The following is a 19,286-nucleotide window of genomic DNA, read 5'->3' on the forward strand; positions in this document are numbered from 1 at the left end:
CGGGTCGTGGCCGGGCCGACAAATCAGTTCGTGGTTTCGACGCCGCCGGTGTGTAAGAACGCGACCAGTTTCTCGGGATCGGCATCGAAGCCGCCGGCCTGGGCCACCGTCTCGCTCCCGCCGCCACCGCCGCCGAACTCGGCCGTGAGATCGTCGACGACCCTGCTTGCGTCGATTTCGCCATCCGTGGCAACGGCGATGCTCTCGCCGTCGGCACCGACGAGCGCGACGGCATCGGCGGCCGAGCCAGCGAGATCGTTCGCTCGCTCCGCGAGTTCGTTGGTGTCGAGATGATCGACCGTCCCGACGAGCCACCTGTGGCCGTCCCGCTCGACCACGGTCTCGCGGAGTTCGTCGAGTCGCGATTCGACGAGACGTTCCTGCAACCCTGTCCGTTCGGCCGCGAGCGCGTCGCGTTCGTCGCGGAGCCGCGCGACTGCGTCGGGAAGGTCGGTCACGCGGGTTTCGAGCGCGGCGGCCGCGTCGAGCGCCGCGGTCTTCTCGGCACTCCGGCGCTGGATCGCGGCCGGCCCGACCGCGAACTCGACTCTCGTCACGCCCTCGCCGGGGTTCGATCGATCGAGCGCTGCGACCGGCCCGATCTCGCGGGTGTTCCGGACGTGGGTTCCGCCGCAGGCAGCGACGTCCCAGCCGTCGACGTCGACCAGCCGAACCGCCTCGCCAGCGATCCCCTCTTCGGTCTTGGTGTTGAACGCCACGTCGTCGCGGGCGAGTGCCGCCTCGCGGGGTGCGGTCTCCCACGTCACGTCCTTGGAATCCCAGACCGCGCGGTTGACGAGGCGTTCGAGGGTCACGAGCGCCGCGTCGTCGATCGCCGTCGGCGTCGCGAAGTCGACTCTGACCTTGTGCTCGTCGATGTCGAACCCGCCGTAACCGAGATCGTCGAACAACCGGCGACCGGCCCCGTAGAGCATGTAACTGGCGGTGTGGGCACGCATGCAGTAGGTTCGAAAGGCGGGATCGATCCGGCCGGCGACCGTCTCGCCGACCTCGACCGCCGGTGCGTCCGCGAGCGTGTGGACGATCTCGCCGTCGCGCTCCTGCACGTCCACGATCCGCTCGCCGGCGAGCGTGCCACGGTCGGGCGGCTGGCCCCCGCTCTCGGCGTAGAAGTACGTCTCGTCGAGCACGAGTTCGTCGTCGTCCCGCGATTCGACGACCGCCTCGAACTCGGTCGTGTACGGCTCGGCCGGTGCGAGGGTTTGCATACCATGGAGACTCGATCGGTCGACAAAACCCCCACGGTGAGCCGAGCACTGTCGGCGGACGGGGATCGTGGGGATTCGGGAGCTCGTTCCGTCCGCTTCGCTGTGTTCAGTCGTCGTCCCGGAGCACCTCGCTCGGGCCCGCGATACCGCGGTCGCGGACGGCGGCGCGGAGCCTGGCGACCGGCGAGCGGTGGCCGCGTTCCTGGCGGCGAAAGGTCAGCGTCAGCCCGACCAGCGCCACCACCAGCAACACCGCGAACGGGCCGCCCGTCAGCACCGCGAGCGCCTGCAACGCCTCGCCGCCGCCGACGAGCAACACCGCCACCGCGACCCCACCCTGAAGCAGCCCCCAGAAGACGATGCTCCCGGTCGTCGGCGCGCGATTTCGTTTCGTGGCGAGGATCGACACCACTAGCGTCGAGGTGTCCGCGGAGGTGACGATGAACACGATGATGAGCGCGAGAAACAGGAACATCAGGAGCTGGCCGAGCGGGAGCGCCGCGAAGATCGGGAAGCCGGCGACCGCCTCGGGCGTGGCGTAGGCCTCGATGGCGGCGAGGATGTCGGCCGTCCCGGAGCGCTGGAGGGAGAGTGACGTCCCGCCGAGCAGGACGAACCACACGGCGGTCGCGGCCGACGTGGCGACCGCGCCCGTGAGAACCACGGTTCGGATCCGCCGGCCCTTCGAGAGCGCCGCGAGGAAGAGTCCGGCGAAAGGTGCCCACGAGAACCACCACGACCAGTTCCACACCGTCCAGCTCGCCACCCACTCGTCCGCGACCAATCCACCGCCGAGATAGAGGCTCATCGGCACGAAATCCACGACGTAGCCGCCGACGGCGGCGGTCCCGATATCGAGGACGGCCGATCGTGGGCCGACGCCGATCAGCAGCGCCGCGAAAAGGATGAATAGGACGATGGCGATCCCGGCGATCCGACGGATCCCGCGGTGGACGCCGCTCGCGGCGGAGACGACGTAGATGAGCGTCAGGCCGGCGACGACGAGGACGGGAGCGATCGCACCGTAGGTGACGCCCCACTGGTAGCTGACGCCGGCGAGGAACTGCTGGCCGACGAGCGCGACGGAGGTGGCGATCCCACCGATGGTGGCGAACACCGCCAGCACGTCGACGAGCGTCGCCCAGCGGCTGTCGAGACCGTCGACGCCCAGAAACGGCGTCAGGATCGCGGATATCCGCAACGGTGCGCCCCGCTGGTGGGTGAAGTAGGCGATCGGCACGCCGATGGCGACGTAGGCGCTCCACGCCGAGAACCCGTAATGGAAGATCGCGTAGGTGAGCGCACCGGCCACGGCACCGCCCGATCGTGGCTGGGCGTCGAGGAACGGCGGCGGCATGTCGTAGTGAAGAAGCGCCTCGGCCGGTCCCCAGAAGACGATGCCGGCGGCGATACCGGCGGTGAAGAACATCGCGAAGTACGTCGGGTAGGTGTAGGTGGGTTCGGCGTCGGGCCCCCCGAGTTTGATCGCTCCCCACGGCCCGATCAGCAAGAACAGGCAGTAGAGTACGGCAAGAAACATCGCGCCCAAAAACAGCCACGCGAACTCGAAGAGCAGCACGCTTTCGACGGTGCCGACGACCGACTGGGTACCCGACGGTGCGAGGTAGTACGCCGCGAAGAAAAGGGCGAAGGCCGCCACCGGGACGCCGAACGTGATCGGGTTCTGACGGGCGAGAAATCCCCTGAACCGCGCCGCGCCGCCCCTGAGCGTGCCGATCCACCCGAGACGACGGATCCGCAGCAAGTATGGGGCGTCACGGCGGGCCTCCTCGGTCTTCGCGTCGACCGTGATCGGCAACAGCGCGACGTACGCGAGGCCGGAGCCGAAGAACATCAGCGAAACCACGAGGATGGCTCGCCCGGTCAGCAGCGAGCCGACGATCCCCGGAAAGAAGAACACCGAGACGACGGCCGCGCCCGCGATCACGCAGACCGGCACGAGGACGCTCCGGAGGACCGTCTCCACGGGACCGGCCCCCTGGGTACTCATGGCACGAGGTACGGTACTTACCCCCATAGTCCTGTCGTTGGCGCGCTCGACGGCTCGAATCCGGCCTCGCTCGCGGATCGCTCCGTGGACCACAGCGGCCCCAGCGACGGACGGATCGTCGTCGTGGCCCCGCGATCGCGACCGTCGGGCATCAACGGCGGTGCTATCGGCGACCAGCCTTTATGATCGCACGCCTGGTACGTCACGGGGTGGCGAACGATCCCCCCGAGACGACGATGGACGCCGCCCTTCGGGAGCTGTTCCACCACGACGACAGGGTGCCGTTCGTCTACTGGCGGGAGTACACCGGTACGGACACCACGGTTCCGCTGACCGGGGCGGTCGCGGTTCTGGCGTTCGTCACCGGTCTCTCACATTTCAGCCAGGGCGATCTCGCGTTCGGTGGCCCGCTCGCACCCGTGCTGCCGGCCGAATCGGCGACCGTCGTCCCCTTTGGAGCCGTGCTCCTCGCGTTCGTGCTCGGGGGGCTCGCGGTGGGGCTCCGCCGCCGTCTCCGGATCGCGTGGTACGGCACGGTCCTCGTGCTCCCGCTGGTGGTGGTGTTGCCGCTCGTGACGGCAGAGCCGACCGATGTCCTGCTGTTCGTGCTCTCGCTCGGCACGTTTCCGCTGGTGGTCCGCAACCGGACCGCGTTCGATCAGTCGCTCGATCTCTCGCCGTTTCAGACCGCCGCCATCGTGGCGTTCGTCGCGGGCCAGGCGTACGGCACCATCGGGGCGTACAGGCTCCGAAACTTTTACACCGGGATCGAGACGTGGACCGACGCGTTCTACTACATCGTCGTCACCGGGACCACCGTCGGCTACGGCGACGCGACGCCGACGAGCCAGGGGGCGAAACTGTTTACCCTCTCGGCGATAGTCATCAGCACCGGCACGTTCGCCGTCGCCTCGGGGTCGCTCATCATTCCGACGATCGAGTCCCGGGTGTCGGCCGCCTTTGGCACCATGACCGCATCCGAACTCGCACTCATGGACGGTCACGTCGTGGTTCTCGGCTACGGCGATCTCACCGAACCCCTGGTCGACGAGCTGGTGGCCACGACCGACGTGGTGGTCGTGACCCCCGACGCCGACACGGCGTCGGCGCTCGGCGAGGACGACGTGAACGTGCTCACCGCGGATCCCACGGACGAAGACGCACTGCTCGACGCGCGGATCGACGTCGCGAGCGGGGTCGTGGCCGCGACTTCGGACGACGCCCAGGACACCCTCGCGGTGCTCGCCGCGCGGGAGGTGAACCCCGACGTCCGGATCGTCGCGGCGGCGACTGATCACGGCCACGTCGGCAAACTCGAACGCGTGGGGGCCGACGAGGTCATCAGCCCGTCGGTCATCGTCGGCCGTCAGCTCGGACAGTCGGTTCTCGGCGATGCCGACGCGTCGGCCGTTGAAGCCGAGGTAGCCGAAACGGAGACAGCCGGAACGGACGACGCCGACGACGAAGACACTGATGAGGACGGAGACACCACGGTGCAGCCGTGACGGTGGGCGAGCGGACCGTCACGGTCCGCCGTGCGGCCGGCCGTGCTCGAACCCGACTCTCATAAAGGGGTGTACCATCACGTCCGCGGATTTATCCCGATGCACGGACGTTCTTGTTGTGGATAAACCATGTACGACACGATCCTCATCCCGACCGACGGGAGCGACGAGGCACGGAAAGCGGCCCAGCACGGGATCGAACTCGCGGCGACGCTCGGCGCGACCGTCCACACGCTGTACGTGATGGATCTGCCGGGTGTGCCCCGTGCCCTCTCGATCAGGGACGACGAGGAGCAAGTCCGCAGGGAGTACCGGGAGTACGGCGAGCGCGTCACCGAGGAGGTGGGCGAGATGGCGAGCGACGCCGGCGTCGAGTGTGTCACCGCGCTCAAGAGCGGCACGGTCCACGAGGAGATCGTCAGGTACGCCGACGAGGAGGGGGTCGATGCGATCGTGATGGGAACCGGCTATCAGGGCCGGTTCGGCGCGCTGCTCGGCACCGTCGCCGAGAAGGTCGTCCGGCTGTCGACCGTCCCGGTGATCTCGACCAAACTGAGCGAGAGCGAGGCGCTCAGTCAAGTCAGCGACTCCTGACGTCGGTCGACGGTCCACTCTCAGGACAGCGCCGTGTCGACTGCGTCTTTGGTATACCCCAGCCACACGCTGAGGACACACGACACGACGACGAGCAGCACGGGCAGTCCGAAGACGGCAGCGAGAACCGCGCCAGGAAGCCCCAGTACACCGGTCCGCACGAGAAGCCAGAGACCGATGAGAGCGAGCGTCGTCGCCGTCGCGATGCCGAGCGTGAACGCTTCCGCCGCCGCAAGACCGGGCGAGTGACGAATGGCGGCCATTGGCCGGCGCTACGGCAACGGCCGATATGAACTGCGCGATGCTCTTCGATCGACGGTCGGAGAACTGGAGAGCCGGAGAATCGATCGGACAGGGGTCCGACCGATACACTGACGTCATCGACCGAGAACGTCGATCGCCCTACAGCCGCGACTCGCGCAGATAGATCACGATGCTCGCGGCCAGAAACAGCGCCCCGGCCACGCCGAAGTTCCCCCCGGTCATGACCAGCGCGCCGCCGAGCATCAGCACGGTCGCCACGACCGCCAACGCCAGCGCGATCGTGTTCACGATCGCCTCCGTTCGGGAAGCCGTGTTCGAAGGGGTCGGGGATCGATCGAGAACGGATGGGTCGCGACTGGAGCACCGATCATGGTCAGAAGTGATCGAACTCCCAGTGGTACTGGCAGCTCCGACACGTGGCCCACTCGGGAACGTCGAACGCGTTCGGATGGCGTCGCCCGTGGCGCATCCGGTCCTTGCAGACGGGACAGTGGAGCGTGAGGAGTTCCAACTCGGGGAACTCGTGTCTGGTGAACTCGGCGACACACCGGGGGCAGTCGATCGGGTCCATCCCGCCCGCCTGGTAGATCTCGTGTTCGCATCGCGGACACTGGAGCGTGGCTGGCGGGCGCTTGTTCCAGCCGATGTCGCCCTCGACCGTCGTGGTCTGTGCCTCCGGGATCGACAGCCGGAAGTTCTCGAGGTCGTCGTCGGTCCGGAGGGGTTCGATCAGCCTGTCCGCGAGCCACTTGAGGCGTCCGAGCATGATGTGTACCGAGCGATCGTCTCCTGGGGTCGCTACGCGAACACTGGTAATAAGCCACACGCCTGTGTGCCGACGGACCATCCGATCAAGCGGACGACAGTCGTGCCATCCATCCGAACGACCGGCGTGCAGGCCGACAGTTCGCGCCGACAGCGAGGAGTTGCTGGCGCGGAACGACCGACCGGGAACGCCGATTCGGCGATAGAACCATCCGGCCGGAGCGGGTAGTGAGAGCATGGAACCCGATCGCTGGGTCATGGCGGCGGTGGAGGCGATCGGTCCGCGCGCGAGCAGCGTCCAGGCCGTCGACCCGAGCGTGATCGTCGACGCCCCGCCGACCCGAGCGATCGGCGCGTTCGTGTTCGTGGTGCTGTTCGGCGGTTTGTTGCTGTGGCGGTCCGACGGGTTCGTCGATCGGGCCGTCGACACCTCGATGGAACGCCCCGCGGTGTCGACGGCCTACGGCGTGATGGCACACGTCTGCGTGCTGTTCTTCGGCGTGTACTTCTTCAGCCAGGTGACCCGGCTCAGCGCCAACGGGCTCGTCGTCGCCGGGGCTGGCGCGGCGGTCGCCGTCGCGGTGGTGGGGCTCGCGGGGCTCGGGTTGACGGTCGTCGGCGCACGCCTCACCGAACTCGTCGGCGAACGCAGACCGTGGTACGGCCTCCTCGTGGGAGCGGTGCTCGGCGCGGCCGCGTGGCTCCTACCGGCGGTCGCCGCGGGACTCGTCGTCTGGGTCCTCCTCGTCTCGATCGGGATCGGCGGGCCGACGCGGGAGTGGATCCACGCCTCCAGGACACCTGCCACCGAAACCGACGCCTGAGAACACTCCCCCTTGACGGCAGATGGGGATGGGCACGGGAACCGACCATGGCAAGTTGACACGTACCAACGTTCATGTCCGTCGACGACCGTGTGTTCACATGGAACACATCGTCTCGGAAGACGTAGCGGTCGTAGTCTGGGTTGCGGTCCCGGGACAGGCCACGTGGCTGGTGACGATCGGTGCGTCGCTCGTGTTGATTCTCATGCTGGTCGGGTTCGGCGGCTTCGTCTATCAGAGCATGACCGGCGACGGCATCACGTGGCCCGACGAGCGGAGCGACGACCCGGACAACGCGGACGACGAGGGGGTCGAGCGAAGTCGTGGGGACGACGAGTGGGAGTACTACTGAGGAGTGCTGTACGGGGCGCTCGCTGGGCAGTTCGCGGATCACGAACCGTGAACCGTCTCGGTGAGGGAACGTCGAAAAGCGCGAAGCGGCGGAAGATCGATCGGTGAACGAGCGCGGCCGGGTCGAACCGGGTAGTCGGTCAGTCGTTGGAGGTGTCCCTCCCGTCCGCAACCCCGGTTACCACGTCCCCACCCGTGCGATCCACGGCCACGTCGTCGCTGTCACTGATCTGATCGATCTGCTCGCGGAACGCCTCGGATTCGAGGATGGTGTACTCGTTGTCGAGCCCCAAGTACACCGTATAGCACATCACGAGGAGGATCACCGCGAACGGGAGGCCGGTCGAGATCGCCGCCGCCTGGAGGCCGTTGAGGCCGCCGCCCCAGAGCAACACCGCCGCGACGATCCCCTCGGTGGTCGCCCAGAAGACGCGCTGGGCGCGCGGCACGTCGTGCTTGCCGCCCGAGGTCAGGTGATCGATGACCAGCGATCCCGAGTCAGAGGACGTGACGAAGAAGGTGATCACGAGCAGCGTGGCGAGAATACCCGAGATGGCACCGAGCGGGTACTGCTCGAGCATGATGAACATCCCGAGCGTCTCGAACGTGCTGTACTCCATCGAGCTGTACGCGCTCATGATCGGCCCGCTCCCGCTCCCCTGCAGCGCCGTCGCCAGGGCGCTCCCGCCGAACGTCGAGAGCCAGACGACCGAGAACAGCGTCGGCAGGACCAGCACGCCGAGTACGAACTCACGGACCGTGCGACCCTTCGAGATGCGCGCGATGAACATCCCGACGAAGGGCGACCACGCGATCCACCAGCCCCAGTAGAAGACGGTCCACGCCGAGACGGTCCCATCGAGCGCAGCGCCCCCCGCACCGAGCGTCCCGGTGAAGAAGCTCAGCGCGAGGAAGTTGCCGAGATACGCGCCGAGCCCTTCCGCCATCGTCCCGAGGACGAAGAGCGTCGGCCCGACGATGAACAGGAACCCGAGCAGGATGAGCATCAAGTAGAGGTTGACCGTGCTCAGGCGCTTGACACCGCCGTCGAGGCCGGCCGCGACCGACAGCACCGCGATGAAGGTGATGCCCGCGATGAGCACGACCTGTACTGACGTGTTGATCGAGAGGTCGATGATCCCGAGCATATCGCCGCCCACGTAGGAGAAGCCGGAGTTCACCTGCGCGACGCCGAGGCCGAGCGAGGTACACAGGCCAAAGAGCGTGGCGAACACCGACACGAGGTCGATGATGTGGCCGGGCCAACCGTAGATGCGGTCGCCGAGCAACGGCCAGAAGATCGAGCGGAACGTCAACGGTAGCCCGCGGTTGAAGGAGAAGAAGGCCAGCCCGAGTCCGACGAGCCCGTAGATGGCCCACGGGGAGAGCCCCCAGTGGAAGAACGTCTGAGCCATCGCCGCCGTTCCCGCCGCCGCCGTCCCGGCCTCGGCACCGAAGAAGGCCGGTGGACTGTTGAAGTACACCACCGGTTCGGTCACGCTGAAGAACATGAGACCGATCCCCATGCCGGCGCTGAACAGCATCGCCATCCACGAGAACGTGCTGAACTCCTTTTCCGCCTCCACGCCGCCGATCCTGATCGACCCGTACTTGCTGATCGCGAAGTACACGATCGTGATCAGGAAGACGTTCACCGCCAGCAGGTAAAACCAGCCGAACGTCGACTCGATGAACGTCTTGGTGCCGTCGAAGACCGCTGTGGCCTGTTCTTGGCCCAGAATGAGGGTGATGGCGATGAACAGTACGATCAACAACAGCGCACCCGGGAAAACGACGGGGTGGATGTCGAAGTTCCCCCCAAGGAGTTGCTTGTTCGTGTCTCCCGGTGATCGATCGGAGTCGGGGTGGAACAGCTCCACTTGCAGCCCGTCGGACATCTCGCCCGTCGCCTGGTCGGATTCGTCGCTAGCCATGTGCTATCTCCGTTCTCAACCCGTTCTCGCTGCCGTGTGATACGCTCATGAGTGAGTGGATCGTGATTCGGCTGTGGTCCGCGCCGCCGTTCGCTTTCCGTGTCTGTCCGTCTCTACACCGCCAGCCGCGTCGTGCGTAACCATGACACGAATGCCGTGTCAACCGATACCATTTGTAAGGATTAAGCGTTCGCGTTGAATCGCGCAGGTCTTTTTAAGTACTCTGGGCCAGAGATCCCTCGTTGGCGGCCACGAGCCGGAAATCGAGTACCGGCCGAGCGCATCAGGCATTGACGTGTCTGACCTCGTATCCGTGATCGCGGATCGACCGGATGATGGTGCGAGCGTGGCTCGCGCCGGTGGTCTCGACCTCGAAGACGAGGTAGGCCTCGCCGACGTCGAGTTCGGGGGCCGAACGGTCGTGGCGGACGGTTCGAATGTTGGCGTCGTGGTCGGCGATCACTCCCGACACCTCCCGCATCTTGCCGGCCTGGTCGTCGATCCGCACCCGGAGCCGGAGGAGCTGCTCGCGGTCGGTGAGCGCGTGGATCAGCACGGTTTGCAGCATCGTCATGTCGAGGTTCCCGCCGCACAGTAGCGCGAGGACACGCTCGTTTTCGACATCGAGATCATCGCTGAGGATCGCGGCGACCGACGCCGCACCCGCACCCTCGACGACCTGTTTCGCGCGTTCGAGGAGGAGGAGGATCGCGCGGGCGATCTCGCCGTCGGTGACGGTCACGATCTCGTCGACGTGTTCCTCGATGAGCGAGAGCGTGAGATCCGAGATCCCGCCGGTCGCGATCCCGTCGGCGATCGTGTCGACGGAATCGAGCGTCTGTGGGAGCCCCTTGTCGAGGCTGTCCGGGACGGTTGCGGCCCCCTCGGCCTGGACGCCGACGACGCGCGTCTCGGGCGAGAGCTCGCTGTACGCCGTCGCGATCCCCGAGATCAGGCCGCCGCCGCCGATCGGCACCACGACAGTATCGACGTCGGGACAGTCCTCGACCATCTCGACGCCGAGGGTGCCCTGGCCCGCGACGATCGCGGGGTCGTCGTAGGCGTGGACGAACGCGGTCGCGTCGTCCGCGACGAGCTCTTGAGCATGGTTCATCGCCGCCTGGAAGTCCTGGCCGACGAGTTCGACCGTCGCGCCGTACTCGCGGGTCGCGTCGACCTTCGCCTGCGGGGCCCCGTTCGGCATCACGATCGTGGCGTCCATCCCGAGTTTCGTCGCGGCGAGCGCCACGCCCTGCGCATGATTACCGGCGCTCGCCGCGACGACTCCTTCTGTACGGCCCTCGGCGACGAGCCGGGCGATCTTGTTGTACGCGCCGCGGGGCTTGAACGAGCCGGTCCACTGGAGGTGTTCCATCTTCAGGTGAACCTCACCACCAGTAACGTCGTCGAGCGAGGTGCTCCGCTCGACCGGCGTGGGCTTCACTACCGACTCGTCGTCGAGCCGGTCGCGGGCCGCCTCGATATCCGCGAACGTCACTGGAGGGGCGGCGTCCTGGCTCATGTCAACGGAGAATTCGGTCCATGTCGGGATCGAACAGCGGTTCCTCGCGCACGGTTGCGGAGTGACGTTCGCCCTCGTAGCTGATATGAACGTCGGTCCCCGGCTCGGCGTGGCTTGCCGGGAGGTAGGCGTAGACGATCCCCGCGTCGATCGTGTAGCCGTAGTCGGCGCGGCAGCCGTAGCCGATCACGTCGTCGCCATCGAGAACCGGATGCCCCGAATCGACGATCATCCCTGTGTCATCGAGCGTGATCGGCACGAGCTTCTCGTCGATCCCGTCCTCGCGGGCCGCTACGAGCGCGTCCTTCCCGATAAAGTCGGTGTCGAGGTCGACCGCGAACTCGATCCCCGCCTCGTAGGGGTTGTACTCCGGCGTGACGTCGGTTCCCCACAGCCGGTAGCCCTTTTCTAAACTGGTGGAGTCGAGCGCCTCCCACCCCATCGGCACGACGCCGTACTCCTGGCCCGCCTCCCAGATCGTATCCCAGAGCTGCGCGCCGTACTCGGTGGGTGTGTAGAGCTCCCAGCCGAGTTCGCCGGCGTAGGACAGCCGAAGCATCGTCACCGGCAGGCTCCCCAGGTAGGTCTCCTCGACGGAGTAGAAGGGGAAGGCGTCGTTCGAGAGGTCGGCCTCGACCAGTGGCTGAAGAACGTTCCGCGACTCGGGACCGAACACCCCGATCCCCGACCGGCTCGAATCGTGGACGGTGATCGACACCGAGTCGGGCGCGTGCTCGCTGATCCACCGCGAGTGCAGCGTCGCGGAGTTGCCACCGCCGGTCGTCAGCAGATACCGATCCTCCCCGAGCCGCGCGACGGTCAGATCCGCGAGAATACCGCCATCCTCGTTCAACATCGTGGCGTAGCGCATCCGCCCCACCGAGCAGTCCATGTCGTTCGTCAGCAGATGCTGGAGGAATTCCTGGGTTCCCTCGCCTTCGACCTCGATCCCGGTGAAGGTGGTCATGTCGAACATCGCTACCCGGTCGCGGACCGCCTGGTGTTCGACGCCCTGTGCTTTCGACCAGTTGCGCGTGAGCCAGTCGGGGCGATCGGGAACCTTGTACTCGGAGAGGAGGGATTCGTTCGTCTCGTACCACTGGGGGACCTCCCAGCCGTCGGTGTCGTAGAACTCCGCGCCGAGGTCCGTCTGCCGGTCGTAAAACGGACTTCGTCGGAGCGCGCGCTGGTTCTGCGGTTGTTCGCGCGGGTGGATGAGCTGGTAGACCTCCTGGTACTGCTGGGCCCCGCGGCCGTAGGTGTACTCCCGACTGCCGGCGTGGGACTGGAACCGACTGATGTGGGCCGGATCGGCGTTCACGCGCTCGCCGTCGAGTCGGGGAGTCCCATCCTCCATCCATGCGGCGACGATGTCGCCGGCACCGCCCGACTGGGTGACCCAGATCGCGAGCGACCACCACAGCCCGTCGGTGTCCTCATCGGGACCAAGAATCGGCATCCCATCGGGCGTGAAACAGAACATCCCGTTCATCTCGGTCTCCCACGAATCCTCGTCGAAGGCCGGGACGAGTTCGCGGGCGGCGTCGTAGGCGCTCTTGTCGTGGTCGGGGTGGGTGTTCTCGTAGAAGTGGGTGGCGGTGAACTCGCGGAGGGAGGGGTATTCCAGCCCGAGATCGTCGAGTTTCTCGGGGCCGTAAATGTCCTCGGGGTCGACGAGCAGCGGTTCGTGGTTGTACGACCCCACGCCGTAGGAGTCGCCGTGCTGGCGGAAGTACAGCGAGTAATCCTGATGGCGGAGCATCGGCTGTTCGATCTCCCGCTCCGCGCCAGCGAGCTCGTCGATCGGATCGCTCACGAGGTACTGGTGTGAGCACGGCACGAGCGGAATATCCCTGTCGACCATCTCCCCAAAGAGTGGGCCCCAGATGTTGGTCGCGACGAGGAGATCGTCACACGCGATCCGCCCTTGGTCGGTGACGACCGCCTGCACCGCGCCGTCGGCCGTTTCGATGTCGGTGACGAGGGTGTTGCCATAGAACTCGTGGCCGGCGAGTTCGCTCGCGCGCTCGGCCATCGCCCGCGAGGCGTCGACGGCGTGGGCCTTCCCGTCGGTTGGCAGATAGTACCCGCCGTGGATCACAGTCGAATCGATCTGGGGAACGCGCTCGGCGACCCTCTCCGGCGAGAGGAGTTCGCCGCCCTCCAGGCCGTAGGACTGGCCCCACTCGCGCTTTCGTTTCAGGAACTCCCATCGGTCCTCGGTGTACGCGACCTCGATCCCGCCGGACATCCGGTAGCTGTCGAGATCGGTGTAGAGGTCGCGGGTGTACGCCGCCATCTCGGTCATCATCTTCCCGCCGGCAGTCTGGAACACCAGTCCGGGGGCGTGCGACGTGGAGCCGCCGGTCTCGAACAGCGGTCCACGATCGAGAACGACGACGTCCTCGCGACCCCGTTCGGCGAGATGATACGCCGCCGAGCAGCCGACACAGCCCGCACCCACGACGACGATCCCGGCGCTCTCCGGCAGTGTGCTCTCCGTGCTCATGATGCTATTCGCCGTTCCCGTCGGATTAAACGGCGGGGTGGACTACCACACCCGTTTATACTATCGAACGGACGATCGTGAAATTCGTCGCTGTATCGAGGCTCCCTCTGGCGATTTTCGAGCGTTCATCCATCGAAATACCGCTCCGAGAGGACGCCACGCCGATCGGTTGGGGTCCGGCCGATGGAGCGATCGCACTTAGTGGGCGCAACTACCGATCCCGAACCCTTTTTGCGTGACTCGCCGACCTCGACGCATGACCGAAATCATCGACGGTGAGGCGGTCGCGAGCGAGATCAGGGACGGCGTCGCCGAGTGCGTCGACACCCTCGGCGGCGCGGGCGTCACGCCGGGGCTCGCCACCGTCCTGATGAGCGACGACGACGCCAGCGAGACGTACGTCTCGATGAAACAGCAGGACTGCGAGGAGGTCGGGATCGCAGCCCACGACATCGAGATCGATCCCGACGCGCCCGCCGAAGAGCTGTACGACACCGTCGACGAGCTGAACGCGGACGACGCGATCGACGGCATCCTCGTCCAGATGCCGGTGCCCGACCACGTCGACGACCGCGAGGTCCTTCGGCGGACTCGTCCCGCGAAGGACGTCGACGGGTTCCACCCTGAGAACGTCGGCCGTCTGGTCGCCGGCGACGCCCGATTCAAACCCTGCACGCCTCACGGCATCCAGAAACTCCTCGAAGCCTACGACATCGAGACCGAGGGGGCTGACGCGGTGGTGGTCGGTCGCTCGGACATCGTGGGCAAGCCGATGGCGAACCTCCTGATCCAGAAAGCGCCCTTCGGGAACGCGACGACGACCGTCTGTCACTCCCGGACGACCGACCTCGACGCGAAGCTCGGCAACGCCGACATCGTGGTCGCCGCGATCGGCGTGCCGGAGTTCGTCGACGGCTCGCTGCTCAAAGAGGACGCGACCGTGATCGATGTCGGGGTCAACCGTGTCGAGACCGACGACGGCGACTCCGAACTCGTCGGCGATGTCGACTTCGAGAGCGCACAGGAGGTCGCGGGGGCGATCACGCCCGTTCCGGGTGGCGTGGGTCCGATGACCCGCGCAATGTTGCTGTACAACACCGTCAAGGCGGCGAGTCAACAGCACGGCGTCGAGGTCGAACTGCCCTGAGACAGGCCTGAAGCGCGGGGAGCGATCCGATCCACGAACCGCGTGGGTTTGCCAGGCAACGTGTAGGCCGGCGAGCGCCCGGCAATCGCTTATATTGCTCGGCAACGTAGATCTGCGTAGATGGTCGCGCCGAAGCATTCCCCCGGGCCAGCCGCCGAGCACGCCTTCAGAACGGGCATCATAGCTGCGGCGCTGGTCGGGCTCGCCGCGATCGGGATTTCCTACTGGACGGGGACGATCGCGCTGCTGTTGGCGGGTTACTCGTTGGTGCTGCTGTTCCCGCTGTATCTCGTGGCCGCGGCGATGGTGCTCAGCGTGTGGCTCGGCTACAACACGGACGCGAGCGATCTGCGCCCGGTGTACCGGAACGACCGGCGATCGTAGGCGAGCGGCGACGCCGGAGCCGTTCGGAGTGTTGGTTTCGATCGAGAGCCGCACGGCGCGACGTCCGCCCGGGCTCAGAGCAGCGGTTCTTCCTGAACTGTCGCCGCGTAGCGCTCGCCCTCGTAGCGGACGTCGACCCCGGTGCCTGGCTCGGCGTACTCGGGCGGGAGGTAGGTGTAGATCACGCAGGCCCCCACGCTGTAGCCGTACTCGGCGGCGTGGACGTATCCGAGGACTTCGTCGCCATCGGTCGGGAGGACCGGTCGATCGGCGAGCACCATCTGGTCGGGGTCGTCGAGCGTGAGACAGGCCACTTCGTGGTCGATATCGCCGTTCGCGGCGGCTTCGATTGCCTCCTTCCCGAGGAAGTCGGTGTCGAAATCGACCGCGAAGCCGAGGCCGGCCTCGTAGGGGTCGTGCTCGGTGTGGAGGTCCTCGCCCCACAGCCGGAACCCCTTCTCGATCCGGAGTGCGTCGAGCGCGCCGTTGCCGTAGGGGCGGATGTCGTACTCCGCACCCGCGTCCATGACGTGCTCCCAGAGGCGTTCGCCGTACTCAGAGGGTGTGTACAGCTCCCAGCCGAGTTCGCCGGCGTAGGACAGCCGGAGCGCGGTCACCGGGATGTTCTCCACGAACGTGCGCTGGCTCGAATAGAAGGGGAACGCCTCGTCCGAGAGATCGGCGTCCATGACCTTCGAGAGGGTCTTTCTGGCGTCGGGACCGGTGCAGACCATCGCCGCGAGGTTGGAGGTAACGTCGTTGACCACCACGTCCTCGGGGGCCTGACTCCGGACCCACGCGAGGTGGTTGCTGCCGACCTCCCGCCCGGTCGTCAGGAGGAGGTAGCGATCCTCGTCGACCCTGGTGACGGTGACGTCGGCGCGAACGCCGCCGCCCTCGTTGCACATGAGTGTATAGCGAATCTGTCCCACGTCGAGATCCATGTCGTTGGTGCAGAGCCACTGGAGGAACCGCCCGGCGTTGCTTCCGACGAGTTCCATCTTGTTGAACGACGTCATGTCGTGGAGCCCGACGCCGTTCCGGACGTTCAGCGCCTCCGCCCCCTCGATCGGCGACCAGTACTTCCCTTCCCAGCCTTCTCGATCCGGGATGCTATCGCCGTACTCCGCGAGGAGATCGGCGTTCGAGTCGAACCAGTGTGGCTCCTCCCAGCCTGCCTCGGCCCAGAGTTCGGCATCGCGTTCCTTGTGACTGTGGTACATCGGCGTCCGCCGGATATCGCGCTGGTGTTCGGTCCAGACCCACTTGGGATGGATGATGGAGTAGAGGTTGCGGTACTCCTCGCCGCCGAGGTCCTTCGCGAAGTCCCAGCTCCCCTCGTGGGGCGCGAATCGGTTGACATTACAATTCCGGAGGTCGATCGGGCCGTCGGGGAGGCAGGGAACGCCGGTCTCCATCCACTCGGCGAGCGCCTTGCCCGCACCGCCCGCGTGGGTGATCCAGACCGCCGCGGCGGTCCAGAGGCCCGGACACTCCTGGACCGGGCCCAGAACTGGAAGTCCGTTCGGCGACGCGGAGTACATCCCGTTGTACTTGTAATCGAGGCGCTTGCCCTTCGTGGCGGGGAGGAGTTCGTCGCTCGCCGTTCGCGGCGCTTTCTCCTGGCGATCGGGATGGGTCGCGTTGTTCAGGTGGTACTCGGTGAAGTCGTGGACCGACGCCTGGTTGCCATCCTCCTCGTTGCCACCCAGCTTCGCGGGATCGGGGACGATGGATTCGTGGTTGTACGATCCGATCCCGTACCGATCACCGTGCGTCCGGAAGTACATCGCGTTGTCCTGATCCCGGAGGATCGGTCGGTCGGGATCCTGGAGGAGAACCTCACTCTTGTCGCCGGAGACTGACTTGTAGTTCTCGTATACGGGATCGTCGGTGACGTCCTGCCTCGCCCCTTCGAGTTCGGCGAGCGGCTCCGTGATGGTGTACTGGTGTTCGACCGGCGCGATCGGGAGGTGGATGTCGAGTTTCTCGCTCAGCTGGCGCGCCCAGATGTTGGTCGCCACCACGACCTCGTCGCACTCGACCCGGCCGTTCTCGGTCACGATCGCCCGAACGCCGTCGCCGTCGGTCTCGATGTCCTCGACCGCGGTGTGGCCGACGAACTCCGCACCCATCGACTCGGCTGCCTCGGCGAGCGCCGCACACGCCCGGACGCCCGAGGCCTGGCCGTCGGTCGGCGAGTAGTACCCGCCCTCGATGGCGTCGGGATCGACCAGCGGGAGCTTTTCCGCGACTTCGTCGGGACTCAGAAGCTGTGGCTCCGGCACACCCCACGCCTCGGCCCACTCGACCCGTCGCTGGAGGTAATCCATCCGCTCGTCGCTCCGCGCGACCTCGATCCCGCCCGTCTCGTTGTAGACCGGTTCGTCCTCGTCGCGTTCGAGCGAGGAGTAGAGCCGACGGCTGTACGTCGCGAACTTCGAGAGCACCTTCGGCTCGTCGGTCTGAAACATGATTCCCGGTGCGTGGGTCGACGAGCCACCCGTGGTGGGGAGCGGTCCCCGGTCGACCACGAGCACGTCTTCCCGACCGAGGTCGGCGAGGTGATACGCCGTGTTGCAGCCGACGATACCCGCGCCGATGACGACGGTTCCTGCCTCGCTCGGCATCGTGTTCGCATTGCCCATGAACGCTACGCCAATGTTGCGCTTCGGTATTCACTTTTCGCCCCCAGTATCGGCTACGTTTATCACAGAAACCGATGTCGAGACTGTCACCACCTGGAATCGTTCGTCCACGGACCCTCCCGAACGAGCCTCGGTGATCCCACTGCTGTCCCCGGATACGCGACGCTCGATCCTTACGGCGCTCCCCTGGCGGTATATACGTGTTAGGCTGTGCCGGCCAAGACCTAAGTCCGCAGTGTCGACAACTATGTGCAATGTTCGCGTTCGAGCCGGGACGACAGCCGTGCGGAACGAGCGCCGCCGAAATCGGTGGGGAGCCGAACGAACCATGTCGGTAGCGCGTTCGGCCGCCGCCTCGGACGGGGCCACCGATCTGCTCACCGACCTCCGGTTCGAGCTGATGCCGTTCGACAGCTTCGAGGGTCAGATGGGCCACCTGCCGGACGGGGCGACGATCGCCATCACGACCTCCCCACAACTGGGACTCGACGCGACGATCGAGTGGGCCGAGAAAGCCGCCGAGCAGGGGTTCGCGGTCAGCCCTCACATCGCCGCACGCTACGTCCGCGACGAAAAGCATCTCGAAGAGATCGCGCGCCGGCTCACCGACGCCGGCATCACGGACATCTTCGTGCCAGGCGGCGACCGCGAGGAACCGATCGGCGAGTTCGAGTCGGCCTACGACCTCCTTACCACGCTCGACGATCTCGACTACGCGTTCGAGGAGGTGGGGATCACCGGCTATCCCGAGGGCCACGAGTTTCTCGACGACGCGACGCTCGCCGAGGCCATGAAGAAGAAAGCGCCCTACGCGACCTACATCGTGACCCAGCTCTGCTACGATCCCGACGCCGTCGTCGAGTGGATCGAAGCGGTTCGGGAGCGGGGCGTCGATCTCCCAGTAGAAATCGGGATCCCTGGCGTGATGAAGTACCAGCGGCTGCTGAAGATCTCCCAGAAGGTCGGTGTGGGCGACTCGGTCCGCTTTCTGAAGAAGACGACCGGCGTTCTGGGATTCGTGCGCCAGCTCGTCGGCTCGCGCGGGAAGTACACCCCCGACGATCTCATCGACGGGCTCGCACCCTACGCCGACGATCCCCACTACGACATCCGGGGCCTCCACATCTACACGTTCAACCAGACCTCCGACATCGAGTCGTGGCGGTACGGCCGGCTGGAAGAATAGGACTACCGATACCGATCCGACTCGTCGGGCATCACGTACTCGCCGAAATCCTCGACCGTGCCGACTGGTGGCGCACCGAACAGGATCCAGACGTGGGTCTCGTCGGTGTGGTTGCAGAGCCCCCGGATCGGATCGGGACCGAACCGGACGACGCCGCCTTCGGGCACGTCGTGGACCTCGTCCTCGATGCCGACCTGACCGTCGGTCACCGCGACGTAGATCTCCTCTTGGCGCTCATGGGCGTGCGGGTCGAGCACCTCACCGGGATCGAGTTCGACGGCGTTGACCCGCATTTCGGTCGCGCCGAGGTGGTCGGTCAGCTTCCGGTGTTCGACCGCCGACTCGTTGAACGGCTCGGCCTCGACGTCCGTGTAGTCCACGATGGCGAAGTCGTCGCTCATGGGAAGAGGTCG

17 protein-coding genes are annotated in these 19,286 nt (G+C 66.3%); 7 read left to right on the plus strand and 10 right to left on the minus strand.

Annotated elements, in window-relative coordinates; genetic code table 11:
- Window positions 1-23 precede the first annotated feature (23 nt).
- Complete coding sequence (locus TX76_RS04730; RefSeq protein ID WP_049899665.1) at window positions 24-1,229, minus strand: serine-tRNA(Ala) deacylase AlaX; 1,206 nt, start codon at window positions 1,227-1,229, stop codon at window positions 24-26.
- A gap of 106 nt (window positions 1,230-1,335) precedes the next feature.
- Entirely contained in the window at window positions 1,336-3,240 is a 1,905-nt protein-coding gene (locus TX76_RS04735) for a BCCT family transporter (RefSeq protein WP_049899668.1), read from the minus strand.
- Between the two features lie 209 nt (window positions 3,241-3,449).
- Here TX76_RS04735 and TX76_RS04740 point away from each other — a divergent pair, with 209 nt between their 5' ends.
- Both TX76_RS04740 and TX76_RS04745 read left to right on the plus strand, forming a co-directional pair.
- The gene (locus TX76_RS04740) at window positions 3,450-4,745 is read left to right on the plus strand and encodes an NAD-binding protein (protein ID WP_049899671.1); all 1,296 of its coding nucleotides are present in this window, start codon (window positions 3,450-3,452) and stop codon (window positions 4,743-4,745) included.
- Between the two features lie 129 nt (window positions 4,746-4,874).
- Complete coding sequence (locus tag TX76_RS04745) at window positions 4,875-5,339, plus strand: universal stress protein (protein ID WP_049899673.1); 465 nt, start codon at window positions 4,875-4,877, stop codon at window positions 5,337-5,339.
- A 20-nt stretch (window positions 5,340-5,359) separates the two neighbouring features.
- Here the strand turns inward: TX76_RS04745 and TX76_RS04750 are convergent, their stop codons facing one another.
- The 3 genes from TX76_RS04750 to TX76_RS04755 all read right to left on the minus strand — a co-directional run bounded on the left by TX76_RS04750 (window position 5,360) and on the right by TX76_RS04755 (window position 6,369).
- Complete coding sequence (locus TX76_RS04750; protein WP_049899676.1) at window positions 5,360-5,602, minus strand: hypothetical protein; 243 nt, start codon at window positions 5,600-5,602, stop codon at window positions 5,360-5,362.
- A 139-nt stretch (window positions 5,603-5,741) separates the two neighbouring features.
- On the minus strand, window positions 5,742-5,891 hold the full coding sequence (locus TX76_RS17490; RefSeq protein WP_154019003.1) for a hypothetical protein: 150 nt from the start codon (window positions 5,889-5,891) through the stop codon (window positions 5,742-5,744).
- Between the two features lie 85 nt (window positions 5,892-5,976).
- Window positions 5,977-6,369 (minus strand): hypothetical protein, encoded by a 393-nt coding sequence (locus TX76_RS04755; RefSeq protein ID WP_195155997.1) that lies wholly within the window; start codon window positions 6,367-6,369, stop codon window positions 5,977-5,979.
- A 235-nt stretch (window positions 6,370-6,604) separates the two neighbouring features.
- On the opposite strand from TX76_RS04755, the gene TX76_RS04760 reads away from it, so the two are divergent.
- A complete protein-coding gene (locus TX76_RS04760) occupies window positions 6,605-7,192 on the plus strand; it encodes a hypothetical protein (RefSeq protein ID WP_049899679.1) in 588 nt (195 codons plus the stop codon).
- 100 nt (window positions 7,193-7,292) lie between these two features.
- Window positions 7,293-7,544, plus strand: a complete 252-nt coding sequence (locus tag TX76_RS04765; protein WP_049899681.1) for a hypothetical protein — start codon at window positions 7,293-7,295, stop codon at window positions 7,542-7,544.
- A 139-nt stretch (window positions 7,545-7,683) separates the two neighbouring features.
- Here TX76_RS04765 and TX76_RS04770 read toward each other — a convergent pair whose 3' ends face one another.
- The 3 genes from TX76_RS04770 to TX76_RS04780 form a co-directional block, all read right to left on the minus strand.
- Window positions 7,684-9,477, minus strand: coding sequence for a BCCT family transporter (locus tag TX76_RS04770; RefSeq protein ID WP_049899683.1), 1,794 nt, complete (start codon window positions 9,475-9,477; stop codon window positions 7,684-7,686).
- A gap of 283 nt (window positions 9,478-9,760) precedes the next feature.
- Window positions 9,761-10,999 carry a threonine ammonia-lyase gene (gene ilvA / locus TX76_RS04775; protein ID WP_049899687.1) on the minus strand — a complete coding sequence of 413 codons (1,239 nt, stop codon included), beginning with the start codon at window positions 10,997-10,999 and terminating at the stop codon, window positions 9,761-9,763.
- A gap of 1 nt (window position 11,000) precedes the next feature.
- Window positions 11,001-13,508, minus strand: a complete 2,508-nt coding sequence (locus TX76_RS04780) for a GcvT family protein (protein ID WP_049899690.1) — start codon at window positions 13,506-13,508, stop codon at window positions 11,001-11,003.
- 256 nt (window positions 13,509-13,764) lie between these two features.
- Between TX76_RS04780 and TX76_RS04785 the strand changes: the two genes are divergently transcribed.
- Together TX76_RS04785 and TX76_RS04790 are read left to right on the plus strand one after the other, a co-directional pair.
- Window positions 13,765-14,655, plus strand: coding sequence for a tetrahydrofolate dehydrogenase/cyclohydrolase catalytic domain-containing protein (locus tag TX76_RS04785; protein ID WP_049899692.1), 891 nt, complete (start codon window positions 13,765-13,767; stop codon window positions 14,653-14,655).
- A 120-nt stretch (window positions 14,656-14,775) separates the two neighbouring features.
- Window positions 14,776-15,039, plus strand: coding sequence for a hypothetical protein (locus TX76_RS04790; protein ID WP_049899695.1), 264 nt, complete (start codon window positions 14,776-14,778; stop codon window positions 15,037-15,039).
- Between the two features lie 74 nt (window positions 15,040-15,113).
- Here the strand turns inward: TX76_RS04790 and TX76_RS04795 are convergent, their stop codons facing one another.
- Window positions 15,114-17,687 carry a GcvT family protein gene (locus tag TX76_RS04795; protein WP_049899698.1) on the minus strand — a complete coding sequence of 858 codons (2,574 nt, stop codon included), beginning with the start codon at window positions 17,685-17,687 and terminating at the stop codon, window positions 15,114-15,116.
- A gap of 328 nt (window positions 17,688-18,015) precedes the next feature.
- Here TX76_RS04795 and TX76_RS04800 point away from each other — a divergent pair, with 328 nt between their 5' ends.
- Window positions 18,016-18,873: a methylenetetrahydrofolate reductase gene (locus tag TX76_RS04800; RefSeq protein ID WP_049899898.1), complete on the plus strand. Its 858-nt coding sequence runs from the start codon at window positions 18,016-18,018 to the stop codon at window positions 18,871-18,873.
- A gap of 2 nt (window positions 18,874-18,875) precedes the next feature.
- Here TX76_RS04800 and TX76_RS04805 read toward each other — a convergent pair whose 3' ends face one another.
- Complete coding sequence (locus TX76_RS04805; protein ID WP_049899700.1) at window positions 18,876-19,274, minus strand: cupin domain-containing protein; 399 nt, start codon at window positions 19,272-19,274, stop codon at window positions 18,876-18,878.
- Window positions 19,275-19,286 lie beyond the last annotated feature (12 nt).

The organism is Halococcus agarilyticus (genome assembly GCF_000334895.1).
Taxonomy (GTDB): domain Archaea; phylum Halobacteriota; class Halobacteria; order Halobacteriales; family Halococcaceae; genus Halococcus; species Halococcus agarilyticus.